21 protein-coding genes and 2 pseudogenes are annotated in these 24,269 nt (G+C 72.1%); 13 read left to right on the top strand and 10 right to left on the bottom strand.

Annotated features, from left to right (window positions below; all coding sequences use genetic code 11):
- Positions 1–52 precede the first annotated feature (52 nt).
- Entirely contained in the window at positions 53–697 is a 645-nt protein-coding gene (locus RLT58_RS29275; protein WP_311313365.1) for a TetR/AcrR family transcriptional regulator, read from the top strand.
- 112 nt (positions 698–809) lie between these two features.
- Here RLT58_RS29275 and RLT58_RS29280 read toward each other — a convergent pair whose 3' ends face one another.
- The 5 genes and pseudogenes from RLT58_RS29280 to RLT58_RS29300 all read right to left on the bottom strand — a co-directional run bounded on the left by RLT58_RS29280 (position 810) and on the right by RLT58_RS29300 (position 5,770).
- Positions 810–1,259 carry an SPW repeat protein gene (locus RLT58_RS29280; protein WP_311313366.1) on the bottom strand — a complete coding sequence of 150 codons (450 nt, stop codon included), beginning with the start codon at positions 1,257–1,259 and terminating at the stop codon, positions 810–812.
- 204 nt (positions 1,260–1,463) lie between these two features.
- A pseudogene (locus tag RLT58_RS29285) lies at positions 1,464–1,758 on the bottom strand (ADP-ribosylglycohydrolase family protein); the annotation flags it as partial.
- 3 nt (positions 1,759–1,761) lie between these two features.
- Positions 1,762–3,297 carry an amino acid permease gene (locus tag RLT58_RS29290; protein WP_311313367.1) on the bottom strand — a complete coding sequence of 512 codons (1,536 nt, stop codon included), beginning with the start codon at positions 3,295–3,297 and terminating at the stop codon, positions 1,762–1,764.
- A gap of 151 nt (positions 3,298–3,448) precedes the next feature.
- Positions 3,449–4,093 carry a fasciclin domain-containing protein gene (locus RLT58_RS29295; protein WP_311313368.1) on the bottom strand — a complete coding sequence of 215 codons (645 nt, stop codon included), beginning with the start codon at positions 4,091–4,093 and terminating at the stop codon, positions 3,449–3,451.
- 92 nt (positions 4,094–4,185) lie between these two features.
- A pseudogene (locus RLT58_RS29300) lies at positions 4,186–5,770 on the bottom strand (molybdopterin-dependent oxidoreductase).
- Between the two features lie 290 nt (positions 5,771–6,060).
- On the opposite strand from RLT58_RS29300, the gene RLT58_RS29305 reads away from it, so the two are divergent.
- From RLT58_RS29305 to RLT58_RS29325, 5 genes are read left to right on the top strand one after another with little or no spacing between them, the layout of a single operon-like run.
- Complete coding sequence (locus RLT58_RS29305; protein WP_311313369.1) at positions 6,061–7,335, top strand: NAD(P)/FAD-dependent oxidoreductase; 1,275 nt, start codon at positions 6,061–6,063, stop codon at positions 7,333–7,335.
- Entirely contained in the window at positions 7,329–8,054 is a 726-nt protein-coding gene (locus tag RLT58_RS29310) for a DUF1365 domain-containing protein (protein WP_311314691.1), read from the top strand. The genes RLT58_RS29305 and RLT58_RS29310 overlap by 7 nt, the downstream gene beginning before the upstream one ends.
- Positions 8,051–9,328 carry a class I SAM-dependent methyltransferase gene (locus RLT58_RS29315; protein WP_311313370.1) on the top strand — a complete coding sequence of 426 codons (1,278 nt, stop codon included), beginning with the start codon at positions 8,051–8,053 and terminating at the stop codon, positions 9,326–9,328. Before RLT58_RS29310 ends, RLT58_RS29315 begins: the two co-directional genes overlap by 4 nt.
- Positions 9,325–10,692: a class I SAM-dependent methyltransferase gene (locus RLT58_RS29320; protein WP_311313371.1), complete on the top strand. Its 1,368-nt coding sequence runs from the start codon at positions 9,325–9,327 to the stop codon at positions 10,690–10,692. Before RLT58_RS29315 ends, RLT58_RS29320 begins: the two co-directional genes overlap by 4 nt.
- Positions 10,689–11,489, top strand: coding sequence for a DUF1295 domain-containing protein (locus RLT58_RS29325; RefSeq protein ID WP_311313372.1), 801 nt, complete (start codon positions 10,689–10,691; stop codon positions 11,487–11,489). The genes RLT58_RS29320 and RLT58_RS29325 overlap by 4 nt, the downstream gene beginning before the upstream one ends.
- A gap of 64 nt (positions 11,490–11,553) precedes the next feature.
- On the opposite strand, the gene RLT58_RS29330 is transcribed toward RLT58_RS29325, so the two are convergent.
- Positions 11,554–12,330 carry an anti-sigma factor gene (locus RLT58_RS29330; RefSeq protein WP_311313373.1) on the bottom strand — a complete coding sequence of 259 codons (777 nt, stop codon included), beginning with the start codon at positions 12,328–12,330 and terminating at the stop codon, positions 11,554–11,556.
- Positions 12,327–12,911, bottom strand: coding sequence for a sigma-70 family RNA polymerase sigma factor (locus RLT58_RS29335; RefSeq protein WP_311313374.1), 585 nt, complete (start codon positions 12,909–12,911; stop codon positions 12,327–12,329). The genes RLT58_RS29330 and RLT58_RS29335 overlap by 4 nt, the downstream gene beginning before the upstream one ends.
- Positions 12,912–13,102: 191 nt before the next feature.
- Between RLT58_RS29335 and RLT58_RS29340 the strand changes: the two genes are divergently transcribed.
- The 3 genes from RLT58_RS29340 to RLT58_RS29350 all read left to right on the top strand — a co-directional run bounded on the left by RLT58_RS29340 (position 13,103) and on the right by RLT58_RS29350 (position 15,777).
- Positions 13,103–13,765, top strand: coding sequence for a PadR family transcriptional regulator (locus RLT58_RS29340; RefSeq protein ID WP_311314692.1), 663 nt, complete (start codon positions 13,103–13,105; stop codon positions 13,763–13,765).
- 222 nt (positions 13,766–13,987) lie between these two features.
- Positions 13,988–15,001 carry an efflux ABC transporter ATPase subunit, DrrA-related gene (locus RLT58_RS29345; protein ID WP_311313375.1) on the top strand — a complete coding sequence of 338 codons (1,014 nt, stop codon included), beginning with the start codon at positions 13,988–13,990 and terminating at the stop codon, positions 14,999–15,001.
- Positions 14,998–15,777, top strand: coding sequence for an ABC transporter permease (locus RLT58_RS29350; RefSeq protein ID WP_311313376.1), 780 nt, complete (start codon positions 14,998–15,000; stop codon positions 15,775–15,777). The genes RLT58_RS29345 and RLT58_RS29350 overlap by 4 nt, the downstream gene beginning before the upstream one ends.
- A 74-nt stretch (positions 15,778–15,851) precedes the next feature.
- Here the strand turns inward: RLT58_RS29350 and RLT58_RS29355 are convergent, their stop codons facing one another.
- Both RLT58_RS29355 and RLT58_RS29360 read right to left on the bottom strand, forming a co-directional pair.
- Positions 15,852–16,694 carry a siderophore-interacting protein gene (locus RLT58_RS29355; protein WP_311313377.1) on the bottom strand — a complete coding sequence of 281 codons (843 nt, stop codon included), beginning with the start codon at positions 16,692–16,694 and terminating at the stop codon, positions 15,852–15,854.
- A 78-nt stretch (positions 16,695–16,772) separates the two neighbouring features.
- Positions 16,773–17,681 (bottom strand): 5'-3' exonuclease, encoded by a 909-nt coding sequence (locus RLT58_RS29360; RefSeq protein ID WP_311314693.1) that lies wholly within the window; start codon positions 17,679–17,681, stop codon positions 16,773–16,775.
- Positions 17,682–17,941: 260 nt separating this feature from the next.
- Here RLT58_RS29360 and RLT58_RS29365 point away from each other — a divergent pair, with 260 nt between their 5' ends.
- The 4 genes from RLT58_RS29365 (at position 17,942) to RLT58_RS29380 (ending at position 23,128) form a co-directional block, all read left to right on the top strand.
- Positions 17,942–19,066 carry a quaternary amine ABC transporter ATP-binding protein gene (locus tag RLT58_RS29365; protein ID WP_311313378.1) on the top strand — a complete coding sequence of 375 codons (1,125 nt, stop codon included), beginning with the start codon at positions 17,942–17,944 and terminating at the stop codon, positions 19,064–19,066.
- Complete coding sequence (locus RLT58_RS29370; protein WP_311313379.1) at positions 19,059–21,695, top strand: ABC transporter permease/substrate binding protein; 2,637 nt, start codon at positions 19,059–19,061, stop codon at positions 21,693–21,695. Before RLT58_RS29365 ends, RLT58_RS29370 begins: the two co-directional genes overlap by 8 nt.
- A 171-nt stretch (positions 21,696–21,866) precedes the next feature.
- A complete protein-coding gene (locus tag RLT58_RS29375) occupies positions 21,867–22,412 on the top strand; it encodes a helix-turn-helix domain-containing protein (RefSeq protein WP_311313380.1) in 546 nt (181 codons plus the stop codon).
- 8 nt (positions 22,413–22,420) lie between these two features.
- Positions 22,421–23,128, top strand: coding sequence for a helical backbone metal receptor (locus RLT58_RS29380; RefSeq protein ID WP_311313381.1), 708 nt, complete (start codon positions 22,421–22,423; stop codon positions 23,126–23,128).
- Here RLT58_RS29380 and RLT58_RS29385 read toward each other — a convergent pair.
- Positions 23,067–24,218 carry a TDT family transporter gene (locus RLT58_RS29385; protein ID WP_311313382.1) on the bottom strand — a complete coding sequence of 384 codons (1,152 nt, stop codon included), beginning with the start codon at positions 24,216–24,218 and terminating at the stop codon, positions 23,067–23,069. The two genes, RLT58_RS29380 and RLT58_RS29385, sit on opposite strands and share 62 nt — an antisense overlap.
- Positions 24,219–24,269: the final 51 nt, after the last annotated feature.

Here is a 24,269-nt window from a genome sequence, read left to right on the forward strand (position 1 = left end):
TACCGGATGCTCACCAAGATCGGGGCCGGCGGGGATGTGCGACGATCGGCCCATGTCCAGCAACCGAGAGGCCGGCGCCGGGCGGCGGGTCGGCCGGCCGCGCGCCACCCAGCGGCCGGACACCGGGCTGTCCGCGCGCGAGGAACTGCTGTCCGCGGCGGCCGAGTTGTTCACCACGCACGGCTACGCGGCGACCACCACGCGCGCCGTCGCCGAACGCGCGGGCATGCGCCAGGCGACCATGTACCACTACGTGGCGGGCAAGGAGGATCTGCTCGCGGCGCTGCTGGAGTCGACCGTGGCCCCTTCGCTCGCGCTGGCCGAGACGCTGCTCGCGGACACCGGCAGGCCCGCCGAGGAGCGGCTGTGGGAGCTGTGCCGGGCGGACGTGGAGCTGCTGTGCGGCGGCCCGCACAACCTGGGCGCGCTGTACGTCCTGCCGGAGGTGCGGTCCGAGCGCTTCGCGGACTTCCGGCGGGTCCGGGCGGAGCTGCGGTCCGCGTACGGGCGGCTGCTGGCCGCGACCGGGGCGGGTGCGGCGCTCGGGGCGCGGGAGGCGGAGCTCCGTACGGACCTGGTCTTCGGGCTGATCGAGGGCGTGATCCTGATCCATCTGTCCGGGGCCGAGCGGGAGACGGGCGCCTTCGCGCGGGCCACGGCGGACGCGGCGATGCGGATCGTGGGCACGGCCGGCTGAAGGGGCCGCCCGGACACGCGACCGCCGGCCGGTGCGCAGGGCGCTGCCGGTCGGCGGGGGTCTACGGGGTGTCCGCTTCCTTCCTGTTTCCTGCGGGGCGGCGGTCCGGCCGCTAGGCGGGAGTGCTGCGGGTGCTCCGCATCGACGCGCCCGCGCATACCAGTCCCAGCAGCACGGTCAGACCGCCGATGATGACGTTGTTGAGTACGACGCCGGTGTCCGGGCTGCTCCCCACCACCCAGGGCGAGATGATCATCCAGGCGCCCATGGCGCAGATGGCCCAGCTCAGGCCGTACATCCGCTGCGGCATCACGGTGAACCCGAGTCCGAGCACCGCGATCGCGATACCCATGACGAGGTTGTGCGTCACCAGTGCGGACTGGGAGGTCGTGAAGTGCAGCACCCACGGCGAGACGGCGCAGTACAGACCGACCAGGAAGACCGGCGCGTCCACGAGCGCCACGTCGCGCCCGCCCATCATCCGGTCGTAGCGGTCGCGCATTTCCGAGACATCGGGGTGTCCGGCCATGTCCTGGCCGGTGGTGTGCGAGACGTTTGACATGAGTTTCGTCCCCTTCGATCCTGCGGGCTCGGTCCCCGCTGTGTGCGACAAGAGGCTCGCGGTTCCATTCTGCTCTTATATGTCGCTTATGTGTAGGTTCAAGGCAGCTGAATATCCGCCGGAACCACATCGCCTTGCCCCGACTCCAGTCGCCCGGCCGGCGCCACCGGATCCGGGGTCCGCAGCACCCGGTCACCGTGTCCCGTCCGGATGCCAGTCGTCCGCGAGGACGGTGGCCCAGCGTGCCCGGTGCTCCGGGTGCACGGCCGCCAGCGCCTTGGGTACGGCGGTCGGCGGATCGGAGCCGGCCAGGGCCACCCGGATCGGCTCGTGCAGCACGGCGGTGCCCTCCCAGGCGGCCCGGTCGCCATGGGTGAGGGCGGCGATCCGCCGACGTGGCGGCGCGCATCGGCGAACCGTTGCCCGCGGCCCGGCCGTTGACCTGGAAGTGCAGCGCCGCCGCCATGTCCCAGGGGCCACCGCTCGTCAGCACGTCCTCGGGTCAGCCTACGGAGGGGCCCGGTCGGCGGCGTGTGCGGCACAGGGCGCCGAGTGCCACCGTCGCCGTCACGAAGAGCACCGTGAACCACTGGAAGTACCAGTGGCCGCCCGCCGGGTCGTAGACCGCGGCCCGGGGCCAGGCCAGGTTGACCGTCATGGCCGTTCCGTAGACGAAGGCCAGGGCGTTGACCGGGAGGCCCCAGCGGCCCAGGGAGAAGAGCGGGCGCCCCGTCTCGTCGTGGGCCGGGCCGGTGCCGGGGGAGAGGGGGAGGCGGCGGAGGCGGCGGAGCAGCATGGGGCCCGTGACCATCGCGTACGCCAGGTAGAGCATGGCGATGCAGGTGGTGCCGATCGCCCAGAACGCCTCGGGCGAAGCCAGGTTGAGCAGGCCGAGCGCCGCGGCCGCCGCGCCGACGAACAGGGCGGGGGCGGCGGGCATGCCGGTGCGCGGGGAGACCTTGGCCAGGCGGGCGGAGAAGGGCAGGACGCCGTCGCGCGCCATCGAGAACAGCATCCGTGAGCCGGCCGTCTGGATGGCCAGGGTCGCCACCGCGACGGCCAGCGCCACATCGGCCAGCAGCAGCCGGCCCACCCCGTCCCCGAGGCTGCTGGTCAGCACGTACGACAGGCCCTCCGTGGCGAGCCGGCCGTCCGTGAGGTCGGGTGCGGCCAGGATGCCCGCCAGCACCAGCAGTCCGCCGAGCACCCCGGCCGACGCCAGGGCCAGCAGGATCGTGCGCGGCGCCGTGCGGCGCGGGGAGCGGGTCTCCTCGCTCATCTCGCCCGCGCTGTCGAACCCGATCAGCACATAGGCCGCGGTGAACGAGCCGACCAGCAGCGCCCCGAGCGCGCCGCCCGCGCCGCCGGTGTGCAGCGTGACGCCTGGGGTGCGCTCGGTGTGTGTGAGGAGGAGGACCAGGATGAGGACCGCGCCGATGATCTCGGCCGTCACCCCGATCCGGTTGACCGCCGACATGACCTTGTTGTCGAGGAGGTTCACCGTCGTGGTGAGGGCCAGCAGCACCACGGCCAGCAGCGCCGCGTTGGCCGCGCCCGTCGCCGCGGTGGGCGCCGGGTCGCCGCCCACCAGCTGGAAACCGGACCAGATCGCCGGCAGCACCACCTGGAGCGCCAGCGCGGCGGCGGCGACCACCACGATCTGGCCGGTCACCATGATCCAGCCCGCGAACCAGCCGAACGCGGGCGTGCTCAGCCGGGTCGACCACTGGTAGATCGCCCCGGACAGCGGGTAGCGGGCGGCGAGTTCGGCGAAGCACGCGGCGACCAGCAGCTGGCCCACGAGCACGACGGGCCAGGTCCAGAAGAAGGCGGCGCCGCCGAAGGAGAAGCCGAACGCGAAGAACTGGAAGACGGTGGTGAGGACGGAGATGAAGGAGAACCCGGCGGCGAACGAGGCGTAGCGCCCCATCGAGCGGTGCAGCTCCTGCCGATAGCCGAAACCGGCCAGGGAGGCGTGGTCGCCCTGGCCGGTCCCGGCGGGATCCGGTCGTACATCCGTTGGTGCGGTGGCGGTCATCTCAGCCCCTGTCGCCGATTTCCTGTCGGGCGACAGAAATTAGGGACGCGCTGTTTCGGGGGCGTGACACCGCCGTGTCCGCGCGGGGCCGAAGTGCTCACGTCCCCCGGCGGGCTGCCGGGGGACGTGAGCGAAGCTCCGTACCGGGCCGCTACTTGGCGGGCATCAGCACGGTGTCGACGATGTAGACCGTCGCGTTGGCGGTCGGGACGTTGCCGCAGACGACCTTGGAGGAGTCGTTCACGGTGTACGTCATGTCCGAGCCGGACGTGGTCAGCTCGCTCTTCTCCAGCGTGTCGAAGGAGCCCTTCTCCAGCTGCTTCGGCGTCAGCTTCTCACCCACCACGTGGTAGGTGAGGACCTTGGTGAGCTCGGCCTTGTCGGCGAGCAGCTTGTCCAGGTCGGCCTTCGGGATCTTGGCGAAGGCGTCATTGGTCGGGGCGAACACCGTGATGTTCTTCGCGTTGTTCAGGGTGTCGACCAGACCGGCCTTCTTGACCGCCGTGACGAGCGTGGAGAGCGCCGGGTTGTTCGACGCGGCCGTGGCGACCGGGTCCTTCGCCATGCCGTCGAAGGAGCCCGCGCCGTTCTTCGGCACCGACGAACAGGCCGGCCCGAAGGGCTCGTCCATGTTCATGGAGTCGTCGGCCGGGGTCGAGGCCGACGCCTTCGCGGAACTCGCCGTGGAGCCGGACGCGCTGTCCTTGGAGTCGCTGGAGCAGGCCGTCAGGGCCAGCGGCAGGACCACTGCCGCGGAGAGGGCGACGGCGGCGCGGCGGGCGTGGATGACCTTCATGATGTTCTCCTGGTGGATGTGTGTGACTGATTGATTACGTGGAGTAGTCGGTTGGGGGAGTGAGCCACTGCGGTGGGGGACCTCTCGTGCCGTCAGGACACGTCGACCACCACCGAGTGCCAGCCGGTCGCACCGTTGGGCACGGTGCCGACCCGCCGCTCGGTCTGGGTGGCGCCGGTACGGTCCGTCGCGCGGACCTGGAGGGTGTGGTTGCCGGACGTCGCCGGCCACTCCCAGACCCACTGGCGCCAGGTGTCCCTGCTGTCCTCGGCCGCCAGCCGCGCGGTGTGCCACGGGCCGTCGTCCACCCGGACCTCGACCCGCGCGATGCCGCGGTGCTGGGCCCAGGCGACCCCGGCGACCGGGACGGTACCGGGCTTCGGGGAGGCGAAGGGACGGGGAGTGTCGATGCGGGACTCGGTCTTGACGGGGGCCTGCCGCGACCAGGACCGCTTGACCCAGTAGGCGTCGTAGTCGTCGAACGTGGTGAGTTCGATCTCCTTGATCCATTTGCAGGCCGAGACATATCCGTACAGGCCGGGGACGACCATCCGGACCGGGAAGCCGTGCTCGAAGGGCAGTGGCTCACCGTTCATGCCGATTGCGAGCAGGGCGTCGCGGCCGTCCATGACGTCCTCGACCGGCGTGCCGATCGTCATGCCGTCCACCGAGCGCGCCACGATCTGGTCGGCGGACCCGCCCCGGGACGGCGGCCGCACCCCGGCCTCGCGCAGCAGATCGGCCAGCCGCACGCCGGTCCACCGGGCGTTGCCGACATACGGCCCGCCCACCTCGTTGGACACACAGGTCAGGGTGATGTCGCGCTCGACGATCTCCCGGCGCAGCAGGTCCTGGAAGGTGAGCGTGACCGGCTTGCGCACGCCCTTTCCGTGGATCCTCAGCCGCCAGCCGCCAGCCGCCAGCCGCCAGCCGCCAGCCGCCAGCCGCCAGCCGCCAGCCGCCGGCGTCGATGTGTGGCACCACCAGAGCCGTGTCCACGCGGTAGAAGCTCTTGTTCGGGGTGACGAACGAGCTCAGGCCGCGCAGGCGCAGATCGGCGCCCGCAGGTACGGCAGGCGCCGCCGACGCGGGCAGGGGGAGCACCAGATCACGCCGTGAGGCGGCCGCCCCCGCCTGGACCGAGGCGGTCAGCCGCCTCCCCAGCAGTCCGGCGCCGGCCGAGGCGGCCGCCGCGGCGCTCGCCGCGACGACGAACCCCCGCCGGTCGAAGGCGCCCCCGGGCTCCCCGCCCCTCCCGCCAGCCGCGGGGGAGGGACCGGAAGCCGTGGCCAGCCGTCCGACCAGGAGATACAGCACTCCTGCGGCCAGCACACCGCCCACCACCGAGGGCAGGGCATCGGTGGGACGGCCCTCCGGCCGTCCCACCGCCGCGACCGCCCCGACCACCCCGAAGACCAGCACGGCCGCCGAACCCAGCAGCCGGTGCCGCAGCGCCAGCACCCCGACCACCACGGCGAAGACCGCCAGCAGCGCCAGGATGCCGAGCTCCAGCACCAGCTTGTCGTTCGTCCCGAAATTCCGTACGGCGAAGTCCTTCAGCGCCGGGGGAGTGCGGTCGATGACCGCACCGCCCACCGCCGCGACCGGACCCGCCTCGGGGCGCACGACCGCTGCCGCCAGCTCGGCGACGGCCAGGGCGCAGAAACCGGCGATCACACCGCTGAGCGCGGCGAAGGCCGCGCGTGCCCAGCGGGACCGCCGGGGCGCTGCGGCCCCGGTCGTCTGCGGATCGTTCTGATCTTCACTCACAACCGGGATTCGTCGCCGGACGCCCGGCGGATTGGTCTCTCACTCGAACGAGTGAGAGAGATCCCCGGCCCGTCCGCAGTGCGACCGGCGACCAATCCGCCGCGCGACCGGCAACGAATCACAGCTGAGAGGCATCGCCGCTCCCGCGCGAACGGACGCGCGGGAGCACCCGGACGGCGGTACTCGGAGGGAGCGGTATGACAACCAGGCGGCGACGCACGGCCGTGGTGGGGAGCGGGGTGGCGGGGCTGACCGCCGCCCACATCCTGCGGACGGCCCACGACGTGACGCTGTTCGAGGCGGACGACCGGGTGGGCGGCCACGCGCACACCCATGACCTCCCCGCTTCGGACGGCCGCGTCCACCGCGTGGACTCCGGCTTCATCGTGCACAACCGGCGCACCTATCCCCATCTGCTGCGCCTCTTCGCGGAACTCGCCGTCCCGACGCAGGAGTCGGAGATGAGCATGTCCGTACGGTGCGAGGGGTGCGGGCTTGAGTACGCGGGCGCGCGCGGCCCCGCCGGTCTGCTGGCCCGGCCGGCGCAGCTGCGCGACCCCGCCTATCTGCGGATGCTCGCCGCCGTGCCCCGGTTCCACCGCGCCGCCCGGCGGCTGCTGGCGGACGGCGGCCCGGACGCGGACACCGTGACCCTCGGTGAGTTCGCCGCCCGGGGCCGCTTCTCCCCGTACTTCACCGCCCACTTCCTCACCCCGGTGGTCTCCGCGGTCTGGTCCTGCGACCCGGTCACCGCGATGCGCTACCCGGCCCGCTACCTCGTCCGCTTCCTCGACCACCACGGGATGCTCGCCGTCGGCGGCTCCCCGGTGTGGCGCACCGTCACCGGCGGATCGGGCGCCTACGTCGAACGGGTCACCAAACAGCTCGCCGCCGTCCGCACCGCCACCCCGGTCCGGGCCGTGCGCCGCCACGCGGACGGCGTCGAGATCGTCACCGCCGACGACACGGCGGAGGACTTCGACTCCGTCGTCATCGCCACCCACCCCGACCAGGCGCTGCGCCTCCTCGCCGACCCCACGGACCAGGAGACCCGCACCCTGGGGGCGTTCCGCTACTCCCGCAACCCCACCCTGCTGCACACCGACACCCGGCTGCTGCCCGCCGCCCGCGGCGCCCGCGCCTCCTGGAACTATCTGATGCCCTCCTGCGCCGCCGACGCCGCCCAGGTCACCGTCAGCTACGACATGAACCGGCTCCAGCGGCTCGACGCCCCCGAGACGTTCGTCGTCACCCTCAACGGCGCCGACCGCGTCGCCCCCGGCCTCGTCCGCGCCCGCATGGTCTACGAACACCCCGTCTACACCCCCGAGTCGGTCGCCGCCCAGGCCCGGCTGCCCGCGCTGTCCGGCCCGGTCACCGCCTACGCGGGGGCGTACCACGGCTGGGGCTTCCACGAGGACGGCTGCCGCTCGGGGGCGGAGGCGGCCGCCGCGCTGGGGGTGGACTGGTGAACGCCCTCTACCCCTGCGCGATCACCCACGTACGCAGCGCGCCCCGCCGATACGCCTTCCGGCACCGCACCTATCTGTGGCTGATCGACCCGGACGCACCCCCGCCGCTGCCCCGCGCCCTGCGCCCGCTGGCCGGCTTCGACGCCCGCGACCACTTCGGCGGCACCGCCCCGACCATCCGGGCCGGCCTCGCACGCTTCCTGGCCGCGCACGGCGTCGACCTCGCCGACGGCTCCGTACGCATGCTCACCCAGGCCCGGGTCCTGGGCCATGTCTTCAACCCGCTCACCGTCTACTGGTGCCGCCGCGCCGACGGCACCCCGCTGTGCACGGTCGCCGAAGTGCACAACACCTACGGCGAGCGCCACTGCTATCTGCTGCGCCCCGACGACTCGGGCCGGGCCGACACCCGCAAGCAGTTCTATGTCTCGCCGTTCTTCGGCACCGACGCCGACTACCGGATGCGTTTGCCCGAACCCGGGCCCCGGCTCGCCCTGACCATCCATCTGGAGCGCGCCGGCACCCGGCCCTTCACCGCCACGGTCACCGGCCGGCGCCGGCCGGCGACCCCCGGCACCCTGCTCCGCCTCGCCGTACGCCACCCCTGGTCCACGGCCGTCGTCTCGGCCGCCATCCGGCTGCACGGCATCCGCCTCCTGGCGCGCGGCCTGCGCGTGCGGCCCCGCCCCGACCACCCCCTTCAGGAAGGAATGCGATGAGCGTGACCACGTCCCACTCGCCGTCCCCCGCACCCTGCGTGCCCGCCCCCGGCATCGACCCCGAACGCTGGCCCGACGTGGTGACCCCGCCGCCGTCCTCCCGGCTGCGGACGGCGGTCGCCGAACGCGTGGTGCGACGCGCGCTGGCCCGGCTGCCGCTGCGGGCCCGGCTCGCGGGCCGCGAGGACATCGGCCTCGGCGGCCCGCTGATGGACATCCGCGACCCCGCCGCCTTCTTCCGCAGGATCGGGGCCGACGGACTGATCGGCTTCGGCGAGTCGTACATGGCGGGGGAGTGGGACTCGCCCGACCCCGTCGGCGTCCTCACCGTCCTCGCCGACCAGGTCGCCACCCTGATCCCGCAGTCCCTCCAGCGGCTGCGGCCCCTCTGGGCCCACCGCCGCCCCGCCGGACAGCTCGGCACCCAGGAAGGCGCCCGCGACAACATCAGCCACCACTACGACCTGTCCAACGACCTCTTCGCGCTCTTCCTCGACGAGACCCTCAGCTACTCCGCCGCCCTCTTCCGCGGCTTCCCCGCCGAACCCGCCCTGCTGCCCGCCGCCCAGCACCGCAAGATCGACCGGCTGCTCGACCTCGCCGGCGTCGGACCCGGCACCGAGCTCCTGGAGATCGGCACCGGCTGGGGCGAACTCGCCATCCGCGCCGCCGGCCGGGGCGCCCGCGTCGTCTCCGTCACCCTCTCCCGCGAACAGCGCGACCTCGCCCGCCACCGGATCAGGGAGGCGGGCCACGAGGACCGGGTCGACGTCCGGCTCTGCGACTACCGGGACATCGGCGGCAGTTACGACGCGATCGTCAGCGTCGAGATGATCGAGGCGGTCGGCGCGGAGTTCTGGCCGGTCTACTTCCGCACCCTGGACCAGCGGCTCGCCCCCGGCGGCCGGGTCGCCCTCCAGGCCATCACCATGCCGGACGACCGTATGCGCGCAGGCCGCGACACCTTCACCTGGATCCAGAAGTACATCTTCCCCGGCGGGCTCCTGCCGTCCGTCGAGGCCGTCGACGAGGTCACCGCCGCCCACACCGCGCTGCGCGTGGAGCGCTGCGACTCCTTCGGCAGCCACTACGCCGAGACGCTGCGGCTGTGGCGCGAACGGTTCACCGAACAGGCCGCGCAGGTCGACGCGCTCGGCTTCGACGCCACGTTCCGCCGTATGTGGACCTTCTACCTCGCCTACTCCGAAGCCGGGTTCCGCTCCGGCTACCTCGATGTGCGGCACATGCTGCTGACCCGTGGAGACACCGCATGACCCTCACCGACAGGCCCACCGCCCCCGGGGCCGCACAGCGCCTCGAACCCCTCGTCGAGCAGTTCCTCGGCGGCCCGCTCCCGGTCCGGGTACGGATGTGGGACGGCAGCGAGACCGGCGCCGCCGACGGCCCCCTGGTCCACGTACGCTCCCGGCGCGCCCTGCGCAGACTCCTGTGGGCCCCGGGCGAACTCGGCCTCGCGGAGGCGTACATCACCGGCGACATCGACATCGACGGAGACCTCGCGGACGGGCTGAGAGCCATGCGCCACGCCGTCCGCGAGCGCGGACTGCGCCCGCCGCGCCCCGGCGTCGCCGCCCGGCTGAAGGCCGCGCGCACCGCGCTGCGGCTGGGTGCGGCAGGCCCCCGGCCGCCCGCGCCCGCCGCCCGCGCCGGACTGCACGGCGTGCTGCACAGCAAGGCCCGCGACCGGGCCGCCATCAGCCACCACTACGACCTCTCCAACGCCTTCTACGCCCTGCTCCTCGACGAGACGATGGCCTACTCCTGCGGCTACTGGACGAGCGACGACCCCGGCTACGGCCCCACCGACGCCCAGCGCGACAAGCTGGAACTGATCTGCCGCAAGCTCGGACTGCGCCCGGGGGCGCGGCTGCTGGACATCGGCTGCGGCTGGGGCTCGCTCACGCTGTACGCCGCCCAGCGGCACGGCGTCCGGGTCACCGCCGTCACCCTGGCCCGGGAACAGGCCGCCTACGTCCGCGAGCAGGTGGCCGCACGCGGCCTGGCGGACCTGGTCGAGGTCCGCTGCTGCGACTACCGCGACATCGAGAGCGCCCCCGGGCACGAGGGCGGATACGACGCGGTGTCCACCGTCGAGATGGGCGAGCACGTCGGGGACGCGCAGTACCCGGGCTTCGCCGCCACCCTGCACACGATGGTCCGGCCGCGCGGCCGGGTGCTCGTCCAGCAGATGTCCCGGGGGCGCAACGCGCCGGGCGGCGGTGCGTTCATCGAGTCGTACATCGCGCCCGACATGCACATGCGCCCGCTCGGCGAGACCGTCGCGCTGCTGGAGGGCGCGGGCCTGGAGGTCCGGGACGTCGAGGGGCTGCGCGAGCACTACGTGCGGACCGTCGACGCGTGGCGCCGCACCCTTGAGGAGCGCCACGAGGAGTTCACCGGCCTCGTCGGCGAGGAGACCGTGCGGGTGTGGCGGCTCTATCTGGCCGGGGGCGCCCTCGCCTTCGACGAGCGGCGGATGGGCGTGGACCAGATCCTGTCCGTACGCCCGGAGCCGACCGGCGCCGCCGGGATGCCGGAGACCCGGGCCGGCTGGTACGCGGCCCCGGCCGAGGTGCCGGCCGCCCGTGACGGGGCCAGCACCGGGCGCGCGCGATGAGCGGCTTCGCATGGGCGGCCTTCGCCCAGGGCCTCGTGCCCTGTGCGGGGGCCGCCCTCGCCGTCATGCTCGCCACCTTCGCCGTCGGCCTGTACAAGGGCGTGCACCGGGTCGTGGACGCCGCGTGGGGCCTGGGCTTCACCGCCGTCGCCCTCGTCTCGTACGTCCTGTCGGCGGGCGAGGGAGACGACACCCGCCGGCTGCTGGTCACCGTGCTCACGGCGGTCTGGGGGCTGCGCCTGGCGTGGCACATCGCCCGCCGGGGCCGGGGCCACGGCGAGGACCCCCGGTACGAGAAGATGCTCGCCAAGGCGCCGGGCAACCCGGATCTCTACGCCCTGCGCAAGGTCTATCTGCTCCAGGGCGCTCTGGTCTGGCTGATCTCGCTCCCGGTGCAGGCCGCCGGGTATCTGACCGGACCGGTGGGGGTCTTGGCCTGGGCGGGCGCCGGGCTGTGGGCGGCCGGCCTGATCTTCGAGGGCGTCGGCGACCATCAGCTGGCCCGGTTCAAGGCCGATCCGGCCAACCGGGGGAAGATCATGGACCGGGGGCTGTGGTCCTGGACCCGGCATCCGAACTACTTCGGCGACTTCTGCGTCTGGTGGGGCCTGTTCCTGATCGTCTGCCAGGCGCCGGGAGCGGCCGCCGCCACGCTGGTGGCGCCCGTCCTGATGAGCTACCTGCTCATCGGCGGCAGCGGAAAGGCCCTGCTGGAACGGCACATGGCCGAGCGGCCCGGCTTCGCCGCGTACGCCGCGCGCACCAGCGGCTTCTTCCCGCGCCCGCCGCGCGGCTGAGCCGTACGGCACTCCGGGGCGGGACCGCGAGGTGCGGTCCCGCCCCGGTCCCGCTCCCCGAGGGTCAGGCGGGCAGATGCATCAGCGCCAGCGGCTCGGACGTCGGCTGCGCCGAGCCGCCCGCCGGTTCGACGGTGATGCCCATGCCCGTGGCGCCGTCCACCGGCCCGTCCAGCAGGGTGGTGTACGTCGTCGACGAGGGGCCCGCCGCCTTCATCAGGCCCGCCGGGCGCATCGTGCCGTCGTCGTCGAACCACAGCTGGTAGACCTTGCCGCTGGGCGCCTCTGCCAGCCCCGAGGCCAGGAACACGGCCCGGTCCTGGCTCTTGGAGACCACCACGGTGCCCTTCGCCCCGTCCTTCAGCGTCCCGGAACTGGACTGCGCGTCGGGAGCGGCGAGGACCTGGGCGAGCTGCTCGCTCTGCCGCTGGGTGGCCCGCGCCGTCTCCTGGGCGTCCTGTGCCTCCTGGTGCTGCCAGACCGCGACCCCGCCGAAGCCGGCCGCCGCCACCAGGCTCGCGGCGAGCGCGAACCGGGGCCAGCGGGCCGGCCCGCCCCGGACACCGCGACCGGTCGACCCGCTGCGGACACCCCGGCCGCCGGACGGCGGCTCCTGGCGCACGGTCGCGATCTCGGTCAGCACCCGCTCGCGCAGTTCGCGCGGCGGGGTGGCGGAGACGGCGAGCCCGAGCCGGGTCGCGGTCTCGGAGAGCTCCCGCACCTCGACGGAGCAGGCCTCGCAGTCGCCCAGATGGCGTTCGAAGTCCCGTCGTTCGGACTCCGGCAGTGCGTGCAGGGCATAGGCCCCGGTCAGTGTGTGCAGTCCCGCGTCGCTGCTCATGAACTCACCCCGAGGCAGTCGCGCATCCGGATCAGTCCGTCGCGCAGTCGAGTCTTGATCGTGCCGAGCGGTACCGCGATCAGCTCCGCCACCTCGCGATAGGTCAGGCCGCGGTAGTAGGCCAGAGTGACGGACTCCCGTTGCAGCTCGGACAGGGTCCGCATACAGCGGCGCACCTGTTCGCGCTCCAGCCGGCTCTCGACCTGTTCGGTCACGTCGTCGAAGGCGGGCGTGCGGTCGAGCAGCGCGGCCTTGTGCTCACGGGCCGTCGTCGCCTCGACCGAGCGGACCCGGTCCACGGCCCGGTGGTGGGCCAGGGTCAGCACCCAGTTCATGGCGCTGCCCCGGGCGGCCTTGAAGCGCGGCGCCGTGCGCCACACCTCGACCAGCACCTCCTGGGCGACCTCCTCGGACTGGGCCGGGTCGCGCAGAACACTGCGGACGAGCCCGAGCACCGGTCCGCAGACCGCCTCGTAGACCTGGGCGAAGGCGTCCTGGTCGCCGCGGGCGACCATCCCCAGGAGCTCCTGGAGATCGGGCCCCGCCGAGGCCCGTCCGCTGATGTGCACGGCTTCTTTCACGCGGGCTTCCTCCCAGGGTGCTCAACGGTCTCCACGAGTGATTCGGAGCGCTGGGCGACACGGATTGGTCAGAAACCGGAATCCTTCCACGCTTTCCGAAAGTCGCGATACATCGTCGTTGACGTGTCGCGCGGACTCGCGATATGTTCGGCTACGAGTATTCGGTGACGAGGGGAAGGGGTGACGAGGCCATGGCCAAGCGGCGCAAGCTGAGCAACCCGCTGGCGCTGACGGTGATGGTGCTGCTCGCCGAGCGCTCCATGCATCCGTACGAGATCGCCCAGACCCTCCGCCGCCGGGGCAAGCAGCACAGCGTGAAGATCAACTTCGGCTCGCTCTACACCGTGGTCCAGAACCTGGAGAAGCACGGGTACGTGGAGGTCGCGGGCGTGCAGCGCCAGGGCAACCGCCCGGAGCGCACGCTGTACGGCATCACCGAGGCCGGGCGCGCCGAGATGCTGGACTGGCTGTCCGACCTGATCGCGGTGCCCGCCGACGAGTTCCCCGCCTTCGACACGGCCCTGTCGCTGCTTCCGGTGCTGCCGCCGGACGAGGTGGCGGAGCTCCTGGTCGACCGTGAACAGGCGCAGTCGGTGAAGGCCGCGGCGCTCCGGGGGGTGCTCTCCCAGCTGGGTGACACGCTGCCCCGGGTCTTCGTCGTGGAGACCGAGTACCAGCTCCACATGCTGGAGGCGCAGTTGGAGTGGATCAGGAGTTTCCGCAAGGAGATCACCGACTCCACCATCAGCGGCATCGGGGAATGGAAGTCGTTCCACGAGACCGGTGAGGTGCCCCAGGACTGGCAGGACCTGGACGAACAGGAGATCGTCCTCGACCCCGACCGCACGGTGTGAGGGGAGGGGCCCGAGGGACGACCACGTAGAGAAGACCCCGGCGGAAGCTGTTGGAGCAGCGCCCGCCGGGGTCTCGAACCCCGGACCGGACAGGCCGTGCAGGCATGCCGGGCGATCGAGGTGCGGCACACCCAGGATAGCCCGGCGCTCCTCACGTACACCGGTCCGGCCGCCGGCACTCGCAGCGCCGAGTGCCCCCGCCGACCACAGGAGAGCTCCGTCATGAGCACCCGTGCGCCCGCCGTAGAGGCGCGGCAGCTGATCAAGACCTATCCCGGTGAGGTCACCGCCCTCAACGGCATGGGCCTCACCGTCGCACCCGGCACCGTCTTCGGCCTCCTCGGGCCCAACGGTGCCGGGAAGTCGACCACCGTCAAGATCCTCACCACCCTCGCCCGCCCGGACTCCGGCACCGCGTCCGTCGCCGGGCACGACGTCCTGCGCCACCCCGACCGGGTCCGCCGGTCGATCGGCGTGGTCGCCCAGAAGTCCGGTGCCGACCCGGTCGCCACCGGACGGGAGAACCTGGTGCTCCAGGGCCGGCTGTACGGGATGCGCGGCACCGCCGTCCAGCAGCGCGCCGATGAGCTGCTGGTCCGCTTCGACCTCGCCGACGCGGGCAACCGCCAGGTCAAGGGGTACTCCGGCGGAATGCAGCGCCGCCTGGACGTGGCGCTGGGCCTGGTCCACCGCCCCGAGGTGCTCTTCCTCGACGAGCCGACGACCGGCCTCGACCCGGAGGCGCGCACGGCGATGTGGGAGGAGATCTCCCGGCTGGCCGGCGAGGAGGGGCTGACCATCGTCCTCACCACGCACTACCTGGAGGAGGCCGACCGGCTGGCCGAACGCATCGCCATCGTCGACCGCGGCCGGGTCGTCGTCGAGGGAACACCCGACGCGCTCAAGGGCGAACTGCGGGGCGACGCCGTCCACATGGAGCTGCGCGCGGATGCCGACCGCGACACCGCGACCGCCGCGCTGGCCGGACTGCCCGGGGTGCACGAGGTCCTCACCGAGGGCAGCCGGGTCAGCGTCCGCGCCGAGGACGGCGCGCAAGCGGTCCCGGTGCTGCTCGCCGCCCTGGAGCGGGCCGGGGCGAGGGTGGCCGCCGCCACCGTCGCCCGCCCCTCCCTCGACGACGTCTATCTGCGCTACGCGGGACGCCACTTCGCCGAGGCGGAGGCCGCAGGCCCGCACGACGCACCCGCACCGGTCCCCGCAGGAGGCCCCCGATGAGCGGCCGGACACTGGCCCAGACCTGGTACATGACCCAGCGCCAGCTGATGGCGATCCTCCGGCAGCCGGTCTTCCTGGCCATCTCACTGGTCCAGCCGGTGATCTGGCTGTTCCTGTTCGGCAACCTCTTCAAGAAGGTCGTCGAACTCGGCGGCTTCGGCACCACGTCCTATCTGGACTACCTGATCCCCGGCATCGTCGTCATGAGCGCCCTGGGGTCGAGCATGTGGGCCGGCATGGGCACCCTGGAGGAGATCGAGCGCGGCACGCTCAACCGCTTCCTGACCACCCCGGTCAGCCGCAACGCGCTGATGAACGCCAACGTCGTGCAGAACGGCATCAGTACGGCCGTGCAGTCCGTGATCATCCTGCTGCTCGGCCGGGCGGCCGGTGCCACCTACCCGGGCGGGGCCGCCGGACTGCTGATCCTGGTCGCCGCCTCGATCCTGCTCGGTACGGTGTTCGGCGCGCTCTCCAACGCGCTGGGCATGCTGGTCCGCCGGCGGGAGTCGATCATCGGCATCAACACCTTCCTGCTGCTGCCGCTGACCTTCCTGTCCACCTCCTTCATGGCGCCGAGCCAGATGCCCTCCTGGATGCGTGACATCGCCGCCTTCAACCCGGTCAACTGGGCCATGGTGGCCGGACGCTCCGCCCTCGGCCCCGACCCGGACTGGGGGCTGGTCCTCGGCCGAGGGGGAGCGCTGCTCGCGCTCGCCGTGGCCGCGGTCTGGCTGTCGACCCGCACGTTCCGCTCGTACCAGAAGTCCGTCTGAGGTGACACGACACGACGGTGCCCCGGCCCTCCCCTCGGGGGCGGACCGGGGCACCGTGCGCAGACCCGGGGACGCTACGCGGCGCCCTCCTGCTCGCGTTCCACCTGCTCGTTCCACTCGCGCTTGACGGAGCGCCAGGCGTCGTCGTTCTGGCCGAGCCGCCAGTAGCCGGAGATCGACAGCTGCGACAGCGGGATCTTGCGGTCCAGCCGCAGATGGCGGCGGATCTCCTTGACGAAGCCCGCCTCGCCGTGGACGAACGCCTGGACGTCGCCCGCCGGGAACTCCAGCTCCTTGACCGCGGCGGTGAGCAGCTCGCCGACCGGGCGGTCGCCGCGGTGCAGCCAGCTGACCTCGACGCCGTCCGGCGTCGTGATCTTCTGCTCCTCCGAGGCGTCCGCCACCTCGACGAACGCGCGCACCACCGCACCCGCCGGCATCTGCTCCAGCGCGGCGGCCACGGCCGGGAGCGCGCTCTCGTCGCCCACCAGCAGGTGCCAGTCGGCCGAGGCGTCGGGGCCGTAACCCCCGCCGGGGCCCAGGAACGTCACCTGGTCGCCGGGCTTCGCGTGCGCGGCCCACGGGCCGGCCAGGCCCTCGTCGCCGTGCACGACGAAGTCGATCGCCAGCTCCCGGGCGGCCGGGTCCCAGGAACGCACCGTGTACGTACGGGTGGTGGGCCACAGCTCGCGCGGATAGTCCTCGCGGATGCGGGCCATGTCGAAGGGGTGTGCGTAGTCCGCGCCCTCGGGGGCGAAGCACAGCTTGACGTAGTGGTCGGTGAAGCCCGAGAGGGCGAAACCGGCGAGACCGTCGCCGCCGAGCACCACCCGGATCATGTGCGGGGTGATCTGCTCGGTGCGCAGGACCTGCGCCCCCTGAGCCGAGGGTGCCCGCCGTTCCGGTCGTTCTGCCACGAGGTTTACTCCCTGTTCCGGAAATGGGGACCGTCGACCGATGCGCACATCGATCTTAGGGTTACCTAACTTAGCATCTCAGGGGTGCAGGACGGTGAGCAGACGCTGCAGCGCTCCACCCAGCCCCCACCGGGCCGCGAGCGCGTCGAGAGCGGCCGGGTCGCGCGGCGCGGCCGGCAGCGCGGGGTCGAATTCCGGCAGCGGTACGTCACCCGCGACCCGCACGACCGTCGGCGCGACGGCCACATAGGCGCGCGCCTCGTCGAGCCGCTTGCGCTGCGACGGCGTCAGCTTCGCGGCCGGGTCGTCGACCGCGGCCATGATCCCGGCCAGATCGCCGAAGGCGTCCAGCAGCTTGGCGGCCGTCTTCTCGCCGATGCCGGGCACGCCGGGCAGTCCGTCGCTCGGGTCGCCGCGCAGCAGCGCCAGATCGACATAGCCGGAGCCGTCCACCCCGTACTTCTCGCGCAGCCAGGCCTCGTCCGTCATCTGCAGGGTGCCGACCCCCTTCAGCGGGTAGAGCACCCGCACCTGCCGGGCGTCGTCCACCAGCTGGTAGAGGTCCCGGTCGCCCGTGACGATGTCCACCGGGCCCTCGGCCCGCCCCGTCAGGGTGCCGATGACGTCGTCCGCCTCGTACCCCGCGACGCCGACCCGGGCGATACCGAGGGCGTCGAGGACCTCCGCGATGACCGGGACCTGCGGGGCCAGGGTGTCGGGGGTCTCCTCCTCGTCGGGCAGCCCCGCGCCGGTCTCCGCCGCCACCCGGTGCGCCTTGTACGAGGGGATCAGGTCGACCCGCCACTGCGGGCGCCAGTCCGCGTCCCAGCAGGCGACCAGATCGTCCGGCCGGTGGTCGTGCACCAGCCTGCCGATGAAGTCCAGCAGCCCGCGCACGGCGTTGACCGGCGTCCCGTCCGGCGCGCGCACCGAGTCGGGCACCCCGAAGTAGGCGCGGAAGTAGAGGGAGGCGGTGTCGAGGAGCATCAGGCGTCGCGTCACAACCCCGATGATGCCGCACCCCGCCGACAGCGGCCGTCGTGGACGCGGTTCCCGAACTCCCGGCGTTCTTGTGTGACCTGGGTCACTGTTGCGTTTGCTCCGTGTAAGCGGGGGCAGGCGCGGCACTGGAGCGGACCACGTCGCATTTTCAACTAGTGCACGTGCCATGCGGACCGAATCCGCACCGCTCCACGGTCTGCCGGAGGGGGTGGCAGACCGTTTTCGGTTCAACGCGTGAGGTGTATGTGTCTAGGCTGCAAGCCGAACACTTGTACAAGGTCTTCGGCAGACGACCCGATCAAGCCGTGCAGAAGCTCGAGAGCGGCACGGACCGCGACGAGCTGCGCGCCGACGGAACGACCGCAGCGGTGATCGACGCATCGTTCACCGTGGAACCGGGGCAGATCTTCGTCGTCATGGGCCTGTCCGGGTCCGGCAAGTCCACGTTGCTGCGCATGCTCAACGGACTGCTGGAGCCGACCGCGGGCAAGGTGCTCTTCGACGGCCAGGACCTGACCGCCCTGAGCCCCGCCGAGCTCCGCCACGTCCGCTCCACCAAGATCAGCATGGTGTTCCAGCACTTCGCGCTCTTCCCCCACCGGAGCGTCCTGGAGAACGCCGGCTACGGCCTGGAGGTGCAGGGCGTACCGCGCGCCGAGCGCAACCGCCGCGCCACCGAGGCACTGGAGCTGACCGGTCTCGCCGGCTGGGAGAAGTCCTGGCCCGACGAGCTCTCCGGCGGCATGCAGCAGCGTGTCGGGCTGGCCCGCGCGCTCGCCACCGATGCCGACCTGCTGCTGATGGACGAGTCCTTCAGCGCGCTCGACCCGCTGATCCGCCGCGACATGCAGGACCAGCTGCTGGAGCTGCAGAAGCGGCTGAAGAAGACCATCGTCTTCATCACCCACGACCTCAACGAGGCCATGCGCCTGGGCGACCGCATCGCGGTGATGCGCGACGGCGAGATAGTCCAGCTCGGCACCGCCGAGGACATCCTCGTCACCCCCGCCAACGACTACGTCGCCTCCTTCACCCAGGACGTGGACCGCTCCCGGGTGCTGACCGCGGGCGCCATCATGGCCGAGCCCGAGACCGTCCTGGGCACCGGCACGGACGGCGGCAAGGAACTGCGTACCGCAGCCGACATCCTGCGGGAGGCCCCGGCCACCGTCACGGAGTCCACCCCGATCATCGAGCTGTTCACACCCTGCTCGCAGAGCGGCGTCGCGGTCGCGGTGACCGACGACAAGGGCAAGCTCGTCGGCGTCGTGCCCCGGGCCCGGCTGCTCGCCGTGCTCGGCGAGCCGATGACCCCCACCGAGGCTCCCCAGGACGCCGCGGCCTCGCTGAAGAAGGTGGCCAGTGTTTAGGCTCCATCTCGGCGACTGGGTCGACTCCGCTGTCGACTGGCTCCAGACCCATCTGGCCTGGCTCTTCGACGCCATCAGCTCCGTGGTCAGCGGGATGTTCGACGGCATCGCCGCCGTGCTCTCCGCCCCCGCGCCCCTGCTCTTCGCGGGCATCGTCGCCGTCATCGCCTGGTGGCTGCGCGGCCTGCTCGCCGGCATCCTCGCGTTCGTCGGCTTCGCCCTCATCGACTCCGTCGAGCTGTGGGACGAGGCGATGGACACCCTCACCCTGGTGCTCGTCGCGACCATCGTGACGCTGGTGCTGGCCGTCCCGCTCGGCATCTGGGCGTCCCGCTCCAAGACCGTCAGCGCGGTGACCCGGCCGGTCCTGGACTTCATGCAGACCATGCCCGCCATGGTCTACCTGATCCCCGGCGTCATCTTCTTCGGCGTCGGTGTCGTCCCCGGCATCATCGCCACCATCATCTTCGCGCTGCCCCCGGGCGTCCGGATGACCGAACTCGGCATCCGCCAGGTCGACGGCGAGCTCGTCGAGGCGGCCGAGGCCTTCGGCACCACCTCCCGCAACACCCTGCTGCGGGTGCAGCTGCCGCTCGCACTGCCCACGATCATGGCGGGCATCAACCAGGTCATCATGCTGGGCCTGTCCATGGTGGTCATCGCCGGCATGGTCGGCGGCGGCGGCCTCGGCGGCTCCGTCTACCGCGCCATCGGCAACGTCGACGTCGGCCTCGGCTTCGAGGCCGGTGTCTCCATCGTCATCCTGGCCATGTACCTGGACCGGATGACCAGCGCCCTGGGCCGCGAGGTCTCCCCGCTCGCCCGCCGTGCGCTCGCCAAGGCGCAGTCGGTGTCCGGCGGACTCAAGGTGTGGAACTACCGCCCGCAGCCCGTCGTCGCCGTGGCCGGCATCGTCGTCCTCGCCCTCGTGGCCGGCAGCATGAGCCTGTTCGGCTCCTCGGACTCGGACGCCACCGCGGGCTCCGACCCCAAGAACATCGGGGCCGGCAAGAAGATCAGCATGGGCTACATCCCGTGGGACGAGGGCATCGCCTCCACCTTCCTGTGGAAGGAGCTGCTGGAGCAGCGCGGCTTCGAGGTCGACGTCAAGCAGTACGAGGCCGGCGCGCTGTACACCGGCATGGCGGGCGGCCAGATCGACTTCGAGACCGACTCCTGGCTGCCGGTCACCCACGCCGCGTACTGGAAGAAGTACAAGGACCGCCTGGACGACATGGGCTCCTGGTACGGCCCCACCTCGCTGGAGCTGGCCGTGCCCTCGTACGTGAAGGGCGTCGACTCGCTCGACGACCTCAAGGGCAAGGGGTCCGACTTCAAGGGCCGGGTCGTCGGCATCGAGCCGAGCGCCGGTGAGACCGCCCTGCTCAAGGACAAGATCCTGCCGGGCTACGGCCTGGACAAGGAGTACAAGGTCGTCGACGGCTCGACGCCGTCCATGCTGGCCGAGCTGAAGCGGGCGTACGCCAAGAAGGAACCGATCGTCGTTCCGCTCTGGTCGCCGCACTGGGCCTACAACCAGTACGAGCTGACCAAGCTCAAGGACCCCAAGAACCTCTGGGGCAAGGGCGACGGCATCCACACGCTGACCCGCAAGGGCTTCTCCGCCGACAACCCCGAGGTCGGCAAGTGGCTCAAGAACTTCAAGATGACCGAGGACCAGCTCACCAGCCTCGAGGCGCAGATCCAGAAGAGCGGCTCGGGCAAGGAGCAGGAGGCCGTCCGCACCTGGCTGAAGGCCAACCCGGGCGTCGGTGACAAGTGGACCCCGGTCGCGAAGGGCGCCACATCCAAGGGCGCCGGCGGCAAGGACGAGCGCGACCGCACGGTCGAGATGGCCTGGTTCCCCTGGGAGGAGGACATCGCCGCCACGTACCTGTGGAAGGCCGTCCTGGAGGACCGCGGCTACAAGATCAACCTCAAGCAGTTCGAGGTCGGCCCGATGTACACCGCGATGTCGCGGGGCCAGCTCGACGTGCAGTTCGACGGCTGGCTGCCGTACACCCAGAAGAATTACTGGGACAAGTACGGCTCCAAGCTCACGGACATCGGCTCGTGGTACGGCCCCACCTCGATCGAGGTCGCGGTGCCCGACTACGTCAAGGACGTGAAGTCCCTGGCCGACCTCAAGGGCAAGGGCTCGAAGTTCAAGGGCCGCATCGTCGGCATCGAGCCGGGCACGGCCACGATGGAGAACCTCAAGAAGAACGTGCTCCCCGGCTACGGCCTCGACAAGGAGTACAAGGTCGTCGACGCCTCCACGCCCGGCATGCTCGCCGAGCTGAAGCGCGCCTACGCCAAGAAGGAGCCCATCGCCGTCCTGCTGTGGACCCCGCACTGGGCCTACAGCGAGTACGGGATGACCAAGCTCCAGGACCCCAAGAAGACCTTCGGTGACGGCGACCGGCTGCACACCATCGCCTCGAAGGACTTCCCGAAGAACTACCCGCAGCTCACGAAGTGGTTCAAGGACTTCAAGCTGAGCGAGGACCAGCTCGCCGGTCTGGAGAACCAGATCCAGAAGCTCGGTACAGGACACGAAGAGGAAGCCGTGAAGGCCTGGATGGACAAGAATCCCGGCATCGCGGACAAGATGGCCCCCCAGCAGTAGCGGGGGACCGGGCCCCACCTGGGGTTCCGGCCCATGAAGGGGTGGGTACCGCCGACGGCGCTACCCACCCCTTCGGGGTGTTCCGTACGCCCGTTTCCGGGCTGTCCTTGCGTAACGGTGTGCGGAACGTGCCCGTAGACGGAAGGATGGCGAGTCGGGAGGGAGCCGGACATGGACGACAAGGAAACACTCCGGGTGGGCGCCGCGGTCCGCCGACAACGCAGATCCCTGGGGCTCACGCTGGCCGCCGTCGCCACGCGCAGCGGCCTGTCCGTACCGTTCCTCAGCCAGATCGAGAACGAACGCGCCAGACCCAGCGCCCGTTCCCTGGACCTGGTCGCCGAGGCCCTGGAGACCACCACCGCACGGCTGCGCGCCGCCGCGGACTCCGCCCGCGCGGTCGATGTCGTGCGCGCCGCCCAGACGGACGGGGTGCACCGGGTGGTACGCGGACGCCATCAGCTCAGCGCCCTCGAATTCACCGGTGAGCTGGACCTCGGCCGCGAGTTCCAGCACCGCAACGACGAGGTGCTGTACGTCGCGGAGGGCGCCGCCGAGGTGGAGGCCGAGGGCCAGGCCTACCGGCTGGTCCAGGGCGACACCCTGTTCCTCTCCGGCGGGGTGCGCCACCGCTGGCGGGCCACGCTCCCCGGCACCCGGCTGCTCTGCGTGGCCGTCGCCGAACACATCGACGCCACCTCCGACCCCCGGCGCTGAGCACCGCCGTGCGTGTCGTCTCCCTGGTCCCCTCCCTCACCGAGGCCGTCGCCGCGACCGCCCCCGGGCTGCTCGTCGGCGTCACCGACTGGTGCACCCACCCCGCCGGACTCGCCGCCGCCCGCGTGGGCGGCACCAAGAACCCCGACGTCCCCGCGATCCTGGCGCTGCGCCCCGACCTGGTGGTCGCCAACGAGGAGGAGAACCGCGCACCCGACCTCGCCGCCCTCCGGGAGGCCGGCACGGAGGTCCTCGTCACCACCGTCCGCACCCTGGACGACGCCTTCGGCGAGCTGGACCGGCTGCTGACCGGCGCCTGCGGGCTGCCCCGGCCGCGCTGGCTGGACGAGGCCGAGGCCGCCTGGGCGGCCCTCCCGGCGCCCGGGACCTCGCGCCGGGCGATCGTCCCCGTCTGGCGCAGGCCCTGGATGGTGCTGGGCCGCGACACGTTCGCCGGCGACCTGCTGGCCCGGCTCGGGGTGGCCAATGTCTACGCGGACCACGCCGAGCGCTACCCGCGCGTCCCGCTCGCCGAGCTGAACGGCGCGGGCGCTGATCTGGTGGTGCTGCCCGACGAGCCCTACCGCTTCACCGCGTCCGACGGGCCGGAGGCCTTCCCCGCCCTGCCCGCAGCCCTCGTCGACGGGCGGTACCTCACCTGGTACGGGCCGTCGCTGGTACGGGCCCCGGAGGCGCTGCGAGCAGCGCTCCGCTGAGCAGTCCGCGCAGGGTGCGGGCCCCGGCCACCGCCCAGGCCGCCACGAGGAGCACGTACAGCGCGACGGCCAGCCAGGTGTACGCCGCCAGACCGGTGTGCCGGGCCAGTCCGGCGGCGCCCGTCACACAGGTGCCCGCGGGGAAGGTGAAGCCCCACCACGTCATCGCGAAGGTCATCCCGCCCCGCACCGCGCGCACCACCAGCGCCGCGGACAGCGTCAGCCACAGCAGCGCGAACCCCATCACCGGCACCCCGTACAGCACCGCGAACGCGCCGAAGGCGGAGGCGTACGGCGCCCGGACCGCACCCGGCGCCACATCGGCCAGTGCGTTGACCGCGGTCGTGGACTGCCCCAGCGGGCCCAGCACCAGGAACAGGGTCGGGGTCAGGGCGAGCGGCAGCGGGCCCCGGTGGATCAGCCGGCCGAGGATCAGCGGCAGCATCACCAGCGTCGCCAGCAGGCTCAGCCCGAACATCGCGTAGCAGCCGAGCAGCAGCGCCTCCCGCCACTGGCCCGGCGGCAGCTCCGGCACCAGCAGCGGACCGAGCGCCGCCGACACCATGGGCGCCACCACGGGCAGCAGCCAGACGGGGGACGCGGTGCCGGGCTCCGGACGGTGGCGCACGACCATCAGATACGGGATCGCCACGGCCGCGACCAGCCCGGTCAGCGTGCCGGCGCTGTACAGCACCACATCCAGGACCAGCGCGGGCCCGTGCCCGATCACGTCCCGGCCCACGGCCATGCCGGAACCCCCGACGGCCAGCAGCGCCATCGACAGACAGCCGTAGAACGGCGCGACGGCCGGGTCCAGCAGATGGGCCCGCGCCTGGTCGCGATGGGCGGTCCAGTGTCCGGCACGGGCGGCGAGCACCGCGGCGAGCAGGAGGGCCGAGAGCACCCACACCGCCGCACAGACCGCCCGCAGACCAGGCAGACGCACGGGCAGGGCGGCCCCCGCACTCGCGACGATCGCGGTGCCCATGACGGTCGCGTACCAGTTGGGGCCGAAGTGCCGCAGGCCCGGCCGCCGGACGGTGCCGGCGTAGGGAGGAGGAGCGGGGCGGGTCTGCGGAAAGATGGCCATGCCACGAGTCTCGGCGGCCGGGCAGCACCCCACCAGGGAGTCCCGCCCTAT

Origin of the sequence: Streptomyces sp. ITFR-16, from assembly GCF_031844705.1 — a bacterium.
In the GTDB taxonomy this organism is placed as follows: Bacteria; Actinomycetota; Actinomycetes; order Streptomycetales; family Streptomycetaceae; genus Streptomyces.